At 67.4% G+C, this 14,678-nt stretch carries 17 protein-coding genes and 1 pseudogene; 5 read left to right on the forward strand and 13 right to left on the reverse strand.

All coding sequences use genetic code 11. The features are described 5' to 3' along the window. Positions 1–85 precede the first annotated feature (85 nt). The 4 genes from FPZ54_RS18775 to FPZ54_RS18785 all read right to left on the reverse strand — a co-directional run bounded on the left by FPZ54_RS18775 (position 86) and on the right by FPZ54_RS18785 (position 2,514). Positions 86–982 (reverse strand): LysR family transcriptional regulator, encoded by an 897-nt coding sequence (locus tag FPZ54_RS18775; protein WP_186456839.1) that lies wholly within the window; start codon positions 980–982, stop codon positions 86–88. 128 nt (positions 983–1,110) lie between these two features. Next, positions 1,111–1,935 carry a phytanoyl-CoA dioxygenase family protein gene (locus FPZ54_RS18780; RefSeq protein ID WP_186456840.1) on the reverse strand — a complete coding sequence of 275 codons (825 nt, stop codon included), beginning with the start codon at positions 1,933–1,935 and terminating at the stop codon, positions 1,111–1,113. A gap of 82 nt (positions 1,936–2,017) precedes the next feature. Next, a complete protein-coding gene (locus FPZ54_RS19990) occupies positions 2,018–2,188 on the reverse strand; it encodes a hypothetical protein (RefSeq protein WP_186456841.1) in 171 nt (56 codons plus the stop codon). A gap of 50 nt (positions 2,189–2,238) precedes the next feature. Then, on the reverse strand, positions 2,239–2,514 hold the full coding sequence (locus tag FPZ54_RS18785) for a hypothetical protein (RefSeq protein WP_145849328.1): 276 nt from the start codon (positions 2,512–2,514) through the stop codon (positions 2,239–2,241). 211 nt (positions 2,515–2,725) lie between these two features. On the opposite strand from FPZ54_RS18785, the gene FPZ54_RS18790 reads away from it, so the two are divergent. The 5 genes from FPZ54_RS18790 to FPZ54_RS18810 all read left to right on the forward strand — a co-directional run bounded on the left by FPZ54_RS18790 (position 2,726) and on the right by FPZ54_RS18810 (position 6,805). Continuing rightward, positions 2,726–3,370 carry a DUF1013 domain-containing protein gene (locus FPZ54_RS18790; RefSeq protein ID WP_145850050.1) on the forward strand — a complete coding sequence of 215 codons (645 nt, stop codon included), beginning with the start codon at positions 2,726–2,728 and terminating at the stop codon, positions 3,368–3,370. 82 nt (positions 3,371–3,452) lie between these two features. Beyond that, on the forward strand, positions 3,453–4,550 hold the full coding sequence (locus tag FPZ54_RS18795; RefSeq protein ID WP_145849329.1) for an MBL fold metallo-hydrolase: 1,098 nt from the start codon (positions 3,453–3,455) through the stop codon (positions 4,548–4,550). Between the two features lie 176 nt (positions 4,551–4,726). After that, on the forward strand, positions 4,727–5,590 hold the full coding sequence (locus FPZ54_RS18800; protein WP_145849330.1) for a dienelactone hydrolase family protein: 864 nt from the start codon (positions 4,727–4,729) through the stop codon (positions 5,588–5,590). Between the two features lie 65 nt (positions 5,591–5,655). Further along, positions 5,656–6,282 carry a glutathione S-transferase family protein gene (locus tag FPZ54_RS18805; protein WP_145849331.1) on the forward strand — a complete coding sequence of 209 codons (627 nt, stop codon included), beginning with the start codon at positions 5,656–5,658 and terminating at the stop codon, positions 6,280–6,282. Positions 6,283–6,352: 70 nt separating this feature from the next. Next, positions 6,353–6,805: a GFA family protein gene (locus FPZ54_RS18810; RefSeq protein ID WP_479685471.1), complete on the forward strand. Its 453-nt coding sequence runs from the start codon at positions 6,353–6,355 to the stop codon at positions 6,803–6,805. Between the two features lie 127 nt (positions 6,806–6,932). On the opposite strand, the gene FPZ54_RS18815 is transcribed toward FPZ54_RS18810, so the two are convergent. The 9 genes and pseudogenes from FPZ54_RS18815 to FPZ54_RS18855 all read right to left on the reverse strand — a co-directional run bounded on the left by FPZ54_RS18815 (position 6,933) and on the right by FPZ54_RS18855 (position 14,663). Next, positions 6,933–7,343, reverse strand: coding sequence for a GFA family protein (locus FPZ54_RS18815; RefSeq protein WP_145849333.1), 411 nt, complete (start codon positions 7,341–7,343; stop codon positions 6,933–6,935). Positions 7,344–7,452: 109 nt separating this feature from the next. Beyond that, positions 7,453–8,121, reverse strand: a complete 669-nt coding sequence (gene lexA / locus FPZ54_RS18820) for a transcriptional repressor LexA (RefSeq protein ID WP_145849334.1) — start codon at positions 8,119–8,121, stop codon at positions 7,453–7,455. Between the two features lie 69 nt (positions 8,122–8,190). Further along, positions 8,191–9,375, reverse strand: a complete 1,185-nt coding sequence (locus FPZ54_RS18825; RefSeq protein ID WP_145849335.1) for a molybdopterin molybdotransferase MoeA — start codon at positions 9,373–9,375, stop codon at positions 8,191–8,193. A gap of 39 nt (positions 9,376–9,414) precedes the next feature. Next, the gene (locus FPZ54_RS18830) at positions 9,415–10,302 is read right to left on the reverse strand and encodes a PilZ domain-containing protein (protein ID WP_186456843.1); all 888 of its coding nucleotides are present in this window, start codon (positions 10,300–10,302) and stop codon (positions 9,415–9,417) included. A gap of 131 nt (positions 10,303–10,433) precedes the next feature. Further along, a complete protein-coding gene (gene moaC / locus FPZ54_RS18835; protein ID WP_145849337.1) occupies positions 10,434–10,922 on the reverse strand; it encodes a cyclic pyranopterin monophosphate synthase MoaC in 489 nt (162 codons plus the stop codon). Then, positions 10,919–11,704: an indole-3-glycerol phosphate synthase TrpC gene (gene trpC, locus FPZ54_RS18840; protein WP_145849338.1), complete on the reverse strand. Its 786-nt coding sequence runs from the start codon at positions 11,702–11,704 to the stop codon at positions 10,919–10,921. Before trpC ends, moaC begins: the two co-directional genes overlap by 4 nt. After that, positions 11,701–12,698, reverse strand: a pseudogene (gene trpD / locus FPZ54_RS18845) (anthranilate phosphoribosyltransferase). The gene trpC and the pseudogene trpD overlap by 4 nt, the downstream one beginning before the upstream one ends. Positions 12,699–12,767: 69 nt before the next feature. Further along, positions 12,768–14,009: a chloride channel protein gene (locus FPZ54_RS18850; RefSeq protein WP_145850052.1), complete on the reverse strand. Its 1,242-nt coding sequence runs from the start codon at positions 14,007–14,009 to the stop codon at positions 12,768–12,770. A gap of 69 nt (positions 14,010–14,078) precedes the next feature. Further along, positions 14,079–14,663, reverse strand: a complete 585-nt coding sequence (locus FPZ54_RS18855; RefSeq protein WP_145849339.1) for an anthranilate synthase component II — start codon at positions 14,661–14,663, stop codon at positions 14,079–14,081. Between the last annotated feature and the right edge of the window lie 15 nt (positions 14,664–14,678).

Raw genomic sequence — 14,678 nt, forward strand, 5'->3', positions numbered from 1 at the left:
AATGTCAATCGCGGCGCGTTCGGAGAAGCTATCGTGCGCCGGGCGCAAGAAAATCGTCGAATCCGTCGATGGGTATAACTTCAGTCTATGCTTTTTCGCGATTCTCGACCAGAACCTGCTCGAGCGTGCGCAGGAACTGGCGCGCGGCGCGAGACGGCTGGCGCTCCTCCAGCGTCGCCCAGGAAATGGTGAAGCGCAGCGGCGGGTTGGTGGGCAGCGCGGTAAAGCCTGGTGCGCGCCAGGCGCGGGCGGTGAATTCGTCGATCACGGTAATCCCGCGCTCAAGCTGGGCGAGCCGCGCAGCGATGAAGAACGTCTGTACCGACACCGATTCACGGAACGCGATGCCGCGCGTGCGCGCCGCCTCGGTCAGCACGGCGCCGATCGGCCCGGCGGCGGCGACGCCGATCACGTCGCGGTCGGCGAGCAGCTCCAGCGGGAAGCGCGGACCGGGGTTGGGAAATTCGCCTTCCGGGAATTGAACCACCAGTTCGCCCTCGGCCAGCACCTGACGGGTCAGACGCGGATGCGGGGGCGGGGTATAGGCGATGGCGAGATCGAGTTCGCGCTCGATCAGCGATCGGACGAGATCGTCGTGATGATGGGTATGCACCTCGAACGTCACGCGCGGCCAGTCGCGGCGGAACTGCGCCATCGCCTGGGGCACGATGTCGAGCGCGAGGCTGGGGACGATACCGAGCCGGATATGCCCGCCGCCCGAATGCGAGAGGTTGCGCGCGGTTTGTTGCAGCGTATTCAGCCGGTCGAACACGTCGCCCGCCTCGCGCATCAGTGCATGTGCCTCGTCGGTCGGGACCAGTCGCCCGCGTGACAGCTGGAACAGGCGAAAGCCGAGATTGTCCTCGGCATGGTGCAGCGTCTTCGACACCGATGGCTGCGACACGCCGAGCGCGCGCGCCGCCGCGCTGATCGTCCCATGGACATAGACCGCGTGGAAAATCTCGAACTGGCGCAGGCGCATCGCGCTATGCCGATTTAGCAAGGCGGTACCGGCCCGCTCCCCCATCCGGCCACCCAACGACAGTGTATTCTATGGGTGGCCGGGTGGGGGAGCGGGCCGGTGCCGCTTCAGCGCAGCTGAGCGCGATTCTAAACATAATGCGGTTCGGGATTTTCGTGCAGCGCCTCGTAATGGACCAGCACGGGCTCCGGGCCGAGCGGGACCGGCTTGCCGTCGCGGAATGCCCATTCGCCGCGGTCGCAATCCTGCGCGCGGACATAGCCGTTGATGTAGAGGCGGCGTTGGTGATCGGCACTGTTCCGACCCGATCCATGGACCAGATAGGGGTTCCACATCGCGATATCGCCCGGTTCCATCTCCAGATCGATCACATCGGCGGGGTCGATCCCGGCGTCGCGCAGCCAGTCGTCGCTCATCTCGGTCCCCAGCACCTCGGTCGAGGTGTCGAGCGCGAGCGGACCGGCGCGGTGGCTGTTGGGGATCATCCGCATCGCCCCGCTCGCCCGGGTGTGTTGATCGATCGCGAGGCCGGTCTGGATGTAGGACTCCCCCAGGTTGCGATAGGCCGCATCGGGTTTGCGGAAACGCGAATCCTGATGCCAGGCGAAATCTCCCTTCGACCCCGGCGCCTTCCAGTGAAGCTGGTTGATGATCTGCTTGAGGTCGGTCCCGATCAGCGGGGCGAGCAGGTCGAGCCAGCGCGGGTCGAGGCGCACCGAATCGAGCACCCGGTTGTGATAGGACGGCCATTGTACCATCGGCACGATCGGCGTGCCGTCCTCGCCAGCGCGGACGTTGTAGAACAGGTTGCCGTGGCGGAACGGGCGGCCATGCGCGACCCCCTCGGCATGGACGGCATCGATTGCTTCGCCGATCCGTTTGATTTCGTCTTTTGAGAAAACGCCCCGAACGATGGCATAGCCCCGATCGCGATACGCAGCGACTTGGTTCATCACGGCCTCCGGACGCGCACAACGCGCACGCACGAGGCTTTCACCGCCCGCGAGCGTCGTCAAGCGGGTCCGGCGCGTCCCGTCATTCGGGCGTGGAGTCGGCGTCCTGCGGATCCGGATCGGTGGCGTTGATGTCGAGCGTGTCGGCGGCCTGGTTGAGTTCGGCGGCTTCCCCGGCGGTGACGCCGGTCGTGTCGTCGGTGGCATTGCAGGCCGCAAGCGCGAGCAGCGGCAGCATCAGATAAGCGCGCATGGCCCCCCCAGGGCTGGTCGGGGCCGCCCGGCGGGCGACCCCGGCCGGATTTACTTGTCGAGTTCGTCCTCGGCGGCGTCGGCGGCGTTGCCGACATCCGACGCCTCTTGCTCGATCGCATCGCCGGTGCTGTCGGCGGCGTTTTCGGCGGCGCCCAGCGCGCTGTCGGTCGCGGCTTCGACGTCGTCGGCGGCCTCGCTCATCGTCGCATTCGCATCGGCGCCAATCGCTTCGGCGGCCTCGGCAGTCTCGTTTTGCGCCTTGTCGCTACATGCGGCGAGGCCGAGCGCCGCAACTGCGGCGAGGGGAAGAAAGACTCGTTTCATGAATGCTCCTCTCTGAAACTCTTCGGTTGGTGCGCGTCAGGACGCCCGAGCCGAGTCTAGGTTCCCTTGCCGGGCAGGGCAACCGGCGGCGGCGATGGGGCCAAAAGGCTTGCCTCGCGACCCCCATGCGCGTAAATCACGTGCTGTGATCGGCCGCCCGGTGAGGGCGGCCCTTATTGTTTCTGGAGACTTTGACGTGGCCCAGCCGCTGATGCCGCACGCGACCGCTTCCTGGCTGGTCGACAATACCGCGCTCTCGTTCGATCAGATCGCCGAATTCTGTGGCCTTCACATTCTGGAGGTTCAGGCGATCGCGGACGACACCGCCGCGACCAAGCTGACCGGGCGCGATCCGGTCCGCGCGCATGAGCTGACGATGGAGGAAATCGAAAAGGGCCAGGCAGACCCCGATTACCGCCTGAAGATGAGCAAGGGCCCCGATCAGGTGCGCCGCACAAAGGGGCCGCGCTACACGCCGGTAAGCAAGCGTCAGGACAAGCCCGACGGCATCGCCTGGATCATCCGCAACCATCCCGAGATCAGCGACGGCGCGATCGGCAAGCTGATCGGCACCACCCGCACGACCATCGCCGCGATCCGCGACCGCACCCATTGGAACATCGCCAACATCGTGCCGAAGGATCCGGTGACGCTGGGCCTGACCAGCCAGCGCGAACTGGACGCGGCGGTGGCGAAGGCGGCGAAGGCCGCAGGGATCGAGGCGCCAGTCGTCGACGCACGGCTGGAGGGCGACCGCGAGGCGCTGCTCGAGCAGTTGCGTGCCGAGCGCGAGGCGGCGTCGCGCGAGGGCGGACCGGCGGTCGATTACGATCGCGACACCCTGTTCAAGAGCTGACCGCACACCGATTTTCGGTGTTACGGTATCCCAACGGCGCGTGGACTCGACAAGCGGGTCCCGCGCCGTCAATGGTTCGGGTATGGCCGAACCCGCATTTTCACCCGATGCTTCGCTGAGCCAGGACGAGAGCTTCGTCGCGACCAGCCATCGCGGGCTGACCTATCCGCTGGGTGGACGTACCCCCGCTGTCGGGGAAGCGATTTCGGTGGCGCGTGGAGTGGACTGGGTTCGCATCCCGATGGCGGGGCCGCTCGACCATATCAATTGTTGGCTGCTCGCCGATGGCGATACGACGACGATCGTCGATACCGGCCTCAACGTCGATCCATCGGTCGATGCATGGCGCGCGCTTTTCGACGCGCAGCCGCTCGCGAAGCGGCCGCCGGGGCGGGTGATCTGTACCCATTTCCATCCCGATCACACCGGGCTAGCCGGATGGCTGGCGCGCAAGTTCGACGCCCGGATCTGGATGACGCGCGGCGAATGGCTGACCATCCGCGTGCTGACCGCCGATGCCCGCGACGCTGTGCCGGACGAGCAGATCGCATTCTGGCGTGCCGCCGGGTGGGACGGTGCACAGATCGCCGAGGCGTCCGGCAAGGGCTTTGGACGGATGCGGCGGATGATCGCGCCGCTGCCTTTGGGCTATCGCCGGATCGTCGATGGCGATCGGCTCGCGATCGGCGACGCGACATGGCAGGTGGTGGTGGGATCGGGGCATTGCCCGGAGCACGCTTGTCTGTGGAACGCTGCCGACGGCGTGCTGATCGCCGGGGATCAGGTGCTGCCGCGGATCAGCTCCAACGTATCGCTGGGGGTGAGCGAGCCCGAAGCCGATCCGCTGGGCGAATGGCTGGCATCGATCGACCGGCTGATGGAGTTGCCCGCAGATCTGCTGGTGCTGCCCGCCCATGGCGAGCCGTTCACCGGCCTGCATGTCCGCCTCGCCGCGCTGCGCGACGAGCATCTGAAGCGGCTCGACATTCTCCATGCGCATCTCACCGAACCGCGCCGCGCGGTCGATTGTTTCGGGCGGATGTTCCGGCGCAGGATCGAGGGCGACATGCTCGGCCTCGCCAGCGGCGAGACGCTGGCCCATCTGCGGCGGCTGGAGGTCGAGGGACGGGCGACGCGCGACGTGCGCGACGGAGTGTGGTGGTTTCGCGCGAAGACCTAGTGTTCGGCTTCGCCGAAGCGGCACCGGCCCGCTCCCCCACCCGGCCACCCATCTAGGATACTCTGCTTGGGTGGCCGGGTGGGGGAGCGGGCCGGTGCCGCGCGGTTTCAGTGTAACTGAAACTGACTCTGGGATAGCGTTGCGCCGCCGGGGACGCGATTCTGGAGAGCGACGCGATGTGCGATGATCTGACCAACGCCGATAACGAGAAGTTCCTGAAGGGCGTGACCCGGCGCGAGTTCGGCGCGATGGCCGGCGCGGCCGGGCTTGCCGCCCTGCTGCCCGCGCCCGCCAACGCCAAGGAGGTTAAGGGCCGCGATGTAACGTTCGCGACGCCCCATGGCACCGCAGACGGCTATTTCGCCGCCCCGAGCAGTGGCAAGCATCCGGCGGTTCTGGTGTGGCCCGACGTGATGGGAATTCGCCCCGCCTTCCGCCAGATGGGCGAGCGGCTGGCGCAATCGGGCTATGCGGTGCTGACGGTCAATCCCTTTTACCGGTCGGTGAAGGGTCAGTTTCTCCAGCCGGGCGAAAGCTATGCCGACCCCGCAGTGCGCGCGAAGATCGGGCCATGGCGGGCGCTGCTGACGCCCGAGGCGGTGGTCAGCGACGCGGCGGCCTATATCGGCTGGCTCGATGAACAGGCCGAGGTCGATGTGAAGCGCGGCGTCGGAACCACCGGCTATTGCATGGGCGGCCCGTTCACGATGCGCACCGCGGCGGCGCTGCCCGGCCGGGTGAAGGGCGGGGCGTCCTTCCATGGCGGCGGGCTGGCCACTGACAAGCCGGATAGCCCGCATTTGCTGGTGCCCAAGATGAAGGCACGCTTCCTGGTCGCGGTCGCGGAGAATGACGACAAGCGCAATCCGCAGGAGAAGGAGCTGGTGCGCAAGGCATTCGCCGATGCCGGGCTTCCCGCCGAGATCGAGGTCTATGAGGGCGCGATGCACGGCTGGTGCCCCCCTGACAGCCAGGTGTACAATCAGGTCCAGGCCGAGAAGGCGTGGAACCGGTTGCTGGAGACATTCAAGACGCTGTGATGCGGGGTTGACCCGCGCAGGGCAATCGTTCCTACTCTGTTCCTGCCCGACTCGGAGGGAAGACCATGACGCTCACGCTCTATACCAACCCCATGTCGCGCGGGCGGATCGCCCGCTGGATGCTGGAGGAAAGCGGCGCCGATTATGAAACAGTCGTCGTAGATTGGGCGAACAAATCGCCCGAATTTCTGGCGGTGAACCCGATGGGGAAGGTGCCGACAATCGACCATGACGGGGTCGTCGTCACCGAATGCGCGGCGATCTGCGCCTATCTCGCCGATGCCTTTCCCGCCGCAAGGCTGGCGCCGCCGGTCGAGGCGCGGGGCGCCTATTATCGCTGGCTGTTCTTCGCCGCCGGGCCGCTTGAACAGGCGGTGACGAGCAAGGCGATGGGTTGGGACGCGGGCGCCGACCCGCAGAAACAGGGGATGCTGGGCTTCGGCAATTTCGACCGGACGATCGATACGCTGGAGGCGGCGGTGAAGGCGGCGGGCGACGGCTGGCTGGCGGCGGATCACTTCACCGCGGCGGACCTGTATGTCGGCGCGCATCTCTCCTGGGGAACGCAGTTCGGCACGATTCCCAAGCGCGACGCGTTCGTGGCGTTTGTCGCGCGGGTGCAGGGCCGCGAGGCGGCGCAGCGGGCCAATGCGAAGGACGATGCGCTGATGCCCGCGGCGGAAGCAGGCTGACTCTGGCCCCGCAGACGCGGTAAGTCCCGACTTATCGATCGGCCGGGGGTATCTTGGAATGGCGCGGGCGATGGGGACGGACGAGCGGAGCGGAGCATGTTTGTGCGGTGCCGTTTCCGTTCGTCTGCCGCGCGCGATGTGCGATGTCGGTGTCTGTCACTGCGCGAGTTGCCTGAGGTGGAATAGCGGACCGTGGATGTCGCTCCAGGCTCCCGGAGCGACCGTCAGCGGCGATGCGCTCGTCGTCTATCGGTCGTCCGCCTTTGCCGAGCGCGGCTTTTGCGGACGGTGCGGAACCCACATCTTTCACCGCCCCCAGGACGGACCCGAGATTGCCGTGTCCGCCGGGCTGTTCCAGCATGTGGAACTTCATATCGCGCGCGAGATTTTTTTCGATGCGAAGCCGCCATTCTATCGGTTCGTCGCGGACAGCGAAAAGCGCTCTTCCGCGAGCATGGCCCGGGAATGGCTTCCCCGACTGCTGATCCGACGTATGCGGCGCTGGCTTCGACGCCTCAGGTGAAGCCTGGCCTGTGTGATGCGGATCGGTGCGAAGAAGTCCCGGCGCTATCGTTCGCTGGACCGCTCCGGGCCGGAGGCGTGTAGGTTCCCCGGTGCGGACGCGGTCACAGCGATCGAACAGTCGCGGGCTATGCCCCGCCCGGAAACCGCTCGAACTCCGGAAGGCCGTGCGCATCCTTCATCCAGCCGACGCGATCGGCGACCTGGATATGGGCGGCGGCCGGGACCGCATCGGGATCGTCAAGGGTCGATGCCTGGATATCGACGAGTCCGGGCAGGTTCACGGCATTGCGATAAAACAGGCCGGTGCCGCAGGTCTCACAGAACCAGCGGCGGCCGGTTTCGGACGAGGCATATTCGCGCGGCGTCCCTTGCGTCACGCTCAGCGCATCTTCGGGATACATCGCCCAGCCGACCATCGGGGCACCCGCGCAGCGGCGGCAATCGGTGCAATGGCACAGCGCCTGCCCGCCATGCATCGGCTCGCCCTCGATCTGGTAGCGCACCGCGCCGCAATGGCATCCACCGGTCAGGGTCATCGCTGGTCTCCTAAGGTGTCGCTACGCCCTTCGACAGGCTCAGGGCAAACGGCTGGCGTTGGCCCTTGCCCCCCCACCCCTCCCCCAAAGGGAGGGGCTATCGCTCGCCTCAGTACCGCCGCAGCAGGCCGGCCAGCCGGCCCTGCACGCGCACCTGATCGGGGCGGTAGCGCTGGGGGTCGTAGCTGCGGTTCGCCGGATCGAGGCGGACCATGCTGCCTTCGGTGCGGAAATATTTCAGCGTCGCTTCCATATCCTCGATCAGCGCGACCACGATCTCGCCATCGCGCGCCGTGTCCTGGCGGCGGATCAGCGCATAGTCGCCGTCGAAAATCCCGGCCTCGACCATCGAATCCCCCGCGACTTCCAGCGCATAATGTTCGCCCGAGCCAAGCAGGGCTGCCGGGACGGGGAGCATCGTCGATCCCTCCAGCGCCTCGATCGGCACGCCGGCGGCGATGCGGCCATGGAGCGGGATTTCGACCACATCATTGGCGGGCTGCGGCGCCGGGCGCGGCATTGCGACCACGTTGGACTTGGTAGCGGGCTTCTTCGCATCGCCACGCTCGGGCATCTTGACCACTTCGAGCGCGCGCGCGCGATTGGGCAGGCGGCGCAGAAAGCCGCGCTCCTCCAATGCGGAGATCAGGCGGTGGACGCCGGACTTCGACTTCAGGTCGAGCGCGTCCTTCATCTCCTCGAATGAGGGCGAGACGCCGGTCTCGGCCAGCCGGTCGGCGATGAAGCAGATCAGCTCATGCTGCTTCTTCGTAAGCATAGGACGTCCTCCATCCAGAACAGACATGGAACGTTTACGCCTTGTTCCACGCCCCGTCAAGCGACCGCTTCAGAAAAGATCGAGGATTTCCACCGAGTCGCCCGCGCTGGACGCGGGAACATGTGGAGGACGCACGATCAGGCAGTCGGATGCGGCGAGCGTGCGGAGCATCGAGCTGTCCTGAACCTGTGCCACGTGAACGCGTCCGTCGCGATGAACGGCGCGCAGATGATCGGCCCGCGGGCCACCCGGCGGGAGATCATGACCAAGCGTCGCGCTACGCGTGCGGGGCAGCGGATCGGCGGCGCCTGACAGATGCGCGACCATCGGGAGGACAAAGAGCAGGGCGGTGACATGCGCGGAGACCGGATTGCCGGGCAGGCCGATCACGACGGTGTCGCGCATCCTGCCAGCCATGATCGGTTTGCCCGGCCGCACCGCGACGCGCCAGAAATCAATTTTCGCGCCCGTCGCTTCAAGCGCGGGGCGGACGAGATCGTGATCGCCGACCGACGCCCCGCCGGTTGTGACCAGCAGATCGGCATCGACCGCAGCAAAGGCGGCGGTCAGCGCGTCGATCCGATCGGGCAGGATGCCGAGGTCGATCAGATCGACCGGAAGCGGCGCCAGCATCGCGGCGAGCATCGCGCCGTTGCTTTCGGGAAGCTGGCCGGGGGCGAGCGGGGCGCCGGGCGGGCGCAACTCGTCCCCCGTCGCGGCGATGGCGACCCGGATGCGGCGGTGGACCGGAAGGATGGCATGGCCCGCGATGGCAGCGAGCGCGATGCGCGCGGGGGTGAGGTGTTCGCCGGGCGCGATCAGCGGGTCCCCGTCGCGGAAATCCAGTCCGGCCACGCGGACATGTGCCCCCGCGACAGGCGGTCCTGCGCCGTCGCGCAACAGCCGCGTGCCGTCGCGTCGCGCCTCTTCCTGGATCAGGATCGTATCCGCACCATCGGGCAGGGCGGCGCCGGTGAAGATGCGCGCCGCGTCCCCCGGGCGGATCACTCCTGCAAAGGGGCGCCCCGCCGCGCTTTCGCCGATCAGCCGCCACGGGCCGGGCAGATCGGCGAAGCGGATCGCATAGCCGTCCATCGCCGAAAGCGGCAGTTCGGGCTGGGTGCGCAGCGCCGCGACAGGCTCGGCCGCCCAGCGCCCTGCGGCCTCGCGCAGCGGGACCTGCTCCACCGCGACCGGATCGGCCAGCGCGAACAGGCGTTGTTGCGCTTGCGCGATAGAAATCAGTTCTGCCATCACTTTCCGATTAGCGGCGGTACCGCGTCGGGTCGAGCATCAGCGCGGACGTGCAACCTCGCTCAGCCGCGCCATTTCATGCGGACGCAGGGGCAGGCGGAATTCGGCGACATGGCGTGTCCCGTGGCATTCGATCACCCGGATCGGCCAGCCGCCAATCTCGGGCAGCGACAACCACAGGCCGGAGAGCGGGGCGAATTCGGTATCGCTTTCGAATTCGACCAGCGCGTTGCTGAGGGAGAGGACCTGCGCGTTCCACCAGCTGCTTCCCGACCGGACATGGCTCGCCACCTCCAGCTTGAGCGCATTCTTGACGGCGCCGAGCGGCGAGGGCGACGTGTAGGAATCGCGCGTGGCGGGCGGGCGGCGATCGGCGACCTGACGCAGCCAGGGCATCAGCACCTGCCAGCCAATCTCCTCGAAAAAGGCGATGCCTGCCTGTCCCTGCTCGGTCCAGCGGATTTCACCCTGAATCGGGCGCAGTCCGTCCAGCGTCAGTTCAACCGCCTCGCCGACATGCAGCTGCGTGCGCGTCTCGACGCCCAGCCCGGCGGGGGAGAGGTTGCGCGTCCAGGCAAAATCCACCTGCCCGGCGTGACGGATACACAGCCGCTGGCGCAATTCGATCCGCGGCATCTGGCGGCGCTCGGCGGGCAGGGCGGCGAGGCAGCGGGCAAGCGCTCCCACCACATCCATCGGCGCGTCGAAGCGAAATGCGAGGGCGGCGGGATCATCGCCGACGATCGCGCCTTCCACCGCGAGCCCGAACGGCAATTCGATCGTGGCCCGATCGCCATGCGCCACCGGACCGTTCACCGACAGCATCGCGCCTTCGGAGGTCAGGCGGTGGACGAAGCAATCGCGTTCCCCCGCTTCGCCACCGATAAGCCGGGCGCGCGATGACTCCTCGGGCTTGCCAACGGGCACGGAATCGAGCCCGCCCGAGAGCGAGAAAATGGTTGAACGTGCCGAAACCGACATAATGCCCCACAACTGAACGGGACAGGATTGCGCCCCGTGCAATCAAGATTCGCTAAGCGATTGAGGTGGACAGGAAATTAACCCTCGCCCTCGGGCTTATCCGCGTGCCAGTCGCCGGACTTGCCCCCGCGCTTCTCGATCAGGCGGATGCCGCCGATCTCCATGCTCCGGTCGATCGCCTTGGCCATGTCATAGACAGTGAGCAAGGCAACGGACACGGCGGTGAGTGCCTCCATCTCCACCCCGGTCCGGCCGGTCAGCGCGACGGTGGCAGTGGCGGTAACGCCGCTCTCATCCGGCACAAGGTCGAGCGTCACCTTGGTCAGCGCGAGCGGGTGGCAGAGCGGGATCAGGTCGCTGGTCTTCTTCGCGGCCATGATCCCCGCGATCCGCGCGGTGGCGAGCACGTCGCCTTTCTTCACCAGCCCGTCACGGATCGCGGCGGCGGCCTCCATCGACATTGCGATGCGGCCCGTGGCGACGGCTTCACGCTGCGTCTCCACCTTGCCTCCGACATCGACCATGCGCGCCGCACCGGCTTCGTCGATATGGGTGAGGTCGCTCACCCCACCATCGCCCGGGTCGCCGCTTCGATATCCGCTTGGCGCATCAGCGCTTCGCCGATCAGGAAGCAGCGGACGCCGCGTTCGGCCATCGCATCGAGATCCTCGCGACTGGTGAGGCCGCTCTCGGCGACAAAGGTGCAGCCCTGCGGCGCGCGGCCGACCAGCTCGTAGGTGCGATCGAACGAGACGCTGAAATCCTTGAGGTTGCGGTTGTTGACGCCGATCAAGCGCGACTGGAGCGCCAGCGCCCGTTCCATTTCGGCTTCGTCATGCACCTCGACCAGCACATCCATGTCCAGGCCGATCGCCGCATCCTCGATCTCCGCCATCTGCGCATCTTCCAGCGCGGCGACGATGATTAGGATCGCGTCGGCCCCGATCGCGCGCGATTCCAGCACCTGCCAGGGATCGACCATGAAATCCTTGCGAATCACCGGGAGAGTAACCGCGGCGCGCGCGGCGACGAGATAGGATTCATGGCCCTGGAAATAGGTCAGGTCGGTCAGCACCGACAGGCACGCGGCGCCCCCGGCCTGATAGTCGCGGGCATGGGAAACGGGATTGAAATCGGTTCGGATCAGCCCGCGCGACGGGGACGCCTTCTTGACCTCGGCGATCAGGCCGTAGCCGCTCGCCGCCTTGGCATCCAGCGCGGCGCGGAAGCCGCGCGGCGGAGTCTGCGCCATCGCCAGCGCCTGAACGTCGCTCAGCGAATTGGCGGCCTTGCGCGCGGCGACCTCGTCGCGCTTGGTTTCCAGGATCGTGTCCAGCATCGTGCTCATGCCGCAGCGATCCAGCAGTCGAGCAGCGTCTTGGCAAGCCCCTTTTCGATCACTTCGGCGGCTTCCTCGGCGCCTTCGCGCAAATCGGCGGTCTCGCCTGCGACGACCAAGGCGGCAGCGGCGTTAAGCAGCACGGCGTCGCGATAGGCCCCGTGCTCGCCATCGAGGAGGCGGCGCAGCGCCGCTGCATTCTCGCGCGCCTCGCCCCCACGCAGCGCGGTGAGGGGATGAGCCTGCAATCCGGCATCGGCGGGGGTGATGCGCGCGGGCAGGCTGACATCGCCGATGCTCACGATTCTGCTCGCTCCCTCGGGCGACAATTCGTCCAGTCCTTCCTCGCCCGCAACGATCGCCGCGCCCTTGATGCCGAGCTGCTGCAGCGCCTCGGCATAGACCGGGGCGTAGTCGGGCCGGGCGATGCCGATCAGCTGGCGCTGCACCCCCGCCGGATTGGCGAGCGGACCCATCAGGTTGAAGATCGTCCGCCGCCCGATGCGTTTGCGGATCGGGGCGACGCGCGCCCATCGCCGGATGGTGCCTGGCGGCGAAGAGAAAGGCGATGCCGAGATCGCCCAGATGTGCCTCGGCATTCGCGGCGGCGCGGTCGAGGTCGAGGCCGAGCGCTTCGAGCGTATCGGCTGCGCCCGATCTGGAGGAGGCGGCGCGATTGCCATGTTTGGCAACCGGCACGCCCGCCGCCGCGACGACGATCGCGACCGCGGTGGACACGTTGAGCGTATGGTGTCCGTCGCCGCCAGTGCCGCAGACATCGATCGCATTGGCGGGGGCGCTGACGGGGATTACCCGTGCCCGCATCGCCCGTGCCGGCCTCGGCGATCTCGATGCTCGTCTCGCCGCGATCGGACAGCGCGATCAGGAAGGCCTCGATCTCTTCCTCGGCTGCGCTGCCGTCAAGGATATCGGCGAACGCCTGTGCTGCGGATTCGCGCGCAAGCGGGGTGGCGGGGTCGGGGAGGAGGCTGAAGCTGGTCACCGCGCCTCTATTCCGGGGCCGGGCCGGGGAGTCGAGCAAATCCTGCTACCCCGCCGCCAAGCGTGACGCTCACGCCTTGGCTGTGGCCCCGCCCGCGAACCGCTCCGCCAGGGCGTGGTAGAGCCGTTCCTTGCACACCAGCTGCGCCGCAAAATCGGCGATCAGCGCGGTGGCGAGCAGCGGCATCATCAGCCCCCGGCTGGCCGTCGTCTCGGAAATGATGATGACCGCGGTAAGCGGCGCGCGGACCACGCCGGTGAAATAGGCGACCATGCCGAGCAGCACGATCGCGCCGGGCGGATAGCTCGGGAACACGCTGCGCAGCATGTCGCCGATCCCGGCGCCGACCGATAGCGAGGGCGCGAAGATGCCGCCGGGCAGACCGGAAACTGCGGTGGCGAGCGTCGTCACGAACTTGGCGGCGCCAAACCAGAGCGGGACGTCGTCGCCCGCGATCACCGCATTGGCGGTTTCATACCCGGTGCCCCAGGTCAGCCCGCTGACGACGCCGACCAGTGCGACCAACATGCCGCATACGGTCGCCAGCACCACTGGCCGCGCGCGAAGCGTTGCGAACGGGCGCCACAGCGTCGTCCCGGCCCCCAGCATCAGCCGCGCGAACAGCCCGCCCATGATCCCGCCGAACACGCCTGCGACCGGTGCGGCGACCAGCGCCTGGCTGATGTGCAGCGTCTGCCGCATCACGCCGAAATAGACATAGTCCCCCGCAATGCCGAGACTCACCATGCCTGCGATCAGCACCGCCGCCATCACCAGCAGGGTCATCCGCTGCTCATAGGCGGCGGCGAGTTCCTCGATCGCGAAGGCGACCCCGGCCAGCGGCGTGTTGAACGCCGCCGCGACCCCCGCCGCGCCACCCGCGATGAACACCGATGCGCGCAGCGGTATGCCCATCAGGCGATGCGCATAGCCCATGATGCTCGCCGCGATCTGGACCGTCGGCCCCTCGCGTCCGACCGATGCGCCGAAGGTCAGCGTGCCGATGGTCAGGAAGAATTTGACGATGGCAGTACGCGCCGAGACGAGGCCGCGCATCCCGCGCTCGGGATCGCGCGCGGCGGCGATCACCTGCGGAATGCCCGATCCGCGCGCGAGCGGCGCGAAGCGGCTGGTCGCCCAGGCAAAGCCCGCGAAGCCCGCGGGGGTGATCAGCAGCGGGATCCACCATGCCGTCTGCACCATCGCGTGGAACAGGTTCGCCGCCGCATCCGCAAGGCTGGCGAAGAGCAGGGCGACCAGCCCGATCAGGATCGCGCCGCCCAGAATGGCGATGCGCCGCCGCCAGATCATGTCCCGATCGCCATAGCGGCGGGCGAGGACGTTGAGTCTCCGAAGTAATCGGGGCGCGCGCCGCATCCCTCAGGCGGGAACCGCGGCGTCGATGCCGGCGATCTTCAGGAAATTCGCCAGCATCGCGTGGCCGTGTTCGGTGGCGATGCTCTCGGGGTGGAACTGGACCGAGTGAATCGGCAGCTCGCGGTGGCGGAAGGCCATGACGCTGCCATCTTCTGCGGTCGCGTTGACCAGCAAAGCGTCGGGAATGTCGGTGACGATCAGCGAATGGTATCGGGTAGCGGTGAAGGGGCTGGGCAGCCCTTCGAACAGGCCGGTGCCGTCATGGCTGACCGGGCTGGTCTTGCCGTGCATCAGCCCGCCGCGCACGACCTTTCCGCCGAAATGCTGGCCGATCGACTGGTGGCCCAGGCACACGCCGAGCAAAGGCTTGCCCGCATCGGCACAGGCGGCGACGAGATCGAGGCTGATTCCCGCCTCGTTCGGGGTGCAGGGACCGGGGGAGAGCAGGAAGGCCTGTGCGTTGCTGGCGATTGCCTCCTGCGCGGTCAGGGCGTCGTTGCGAACGACCTTCACCTCTGCGCCCAGCTCCATCAGGTAATGGACGAGGTTCCAGGTGAAGCTGTCGTAATTGTCGATGACGAGGATCATGATGCGGCGGGCTTA

Origin of the sequence: Sphingomonas suaedae (assembly GCF_007833215.1) — a bacterium.
Lineage (GTDB): Bacteria > Pseudomonadota > Alphaproteobacteria > Sphingomonadales > Sphingomonadaceae > Sphingomonas > Sphingomonas suaedae.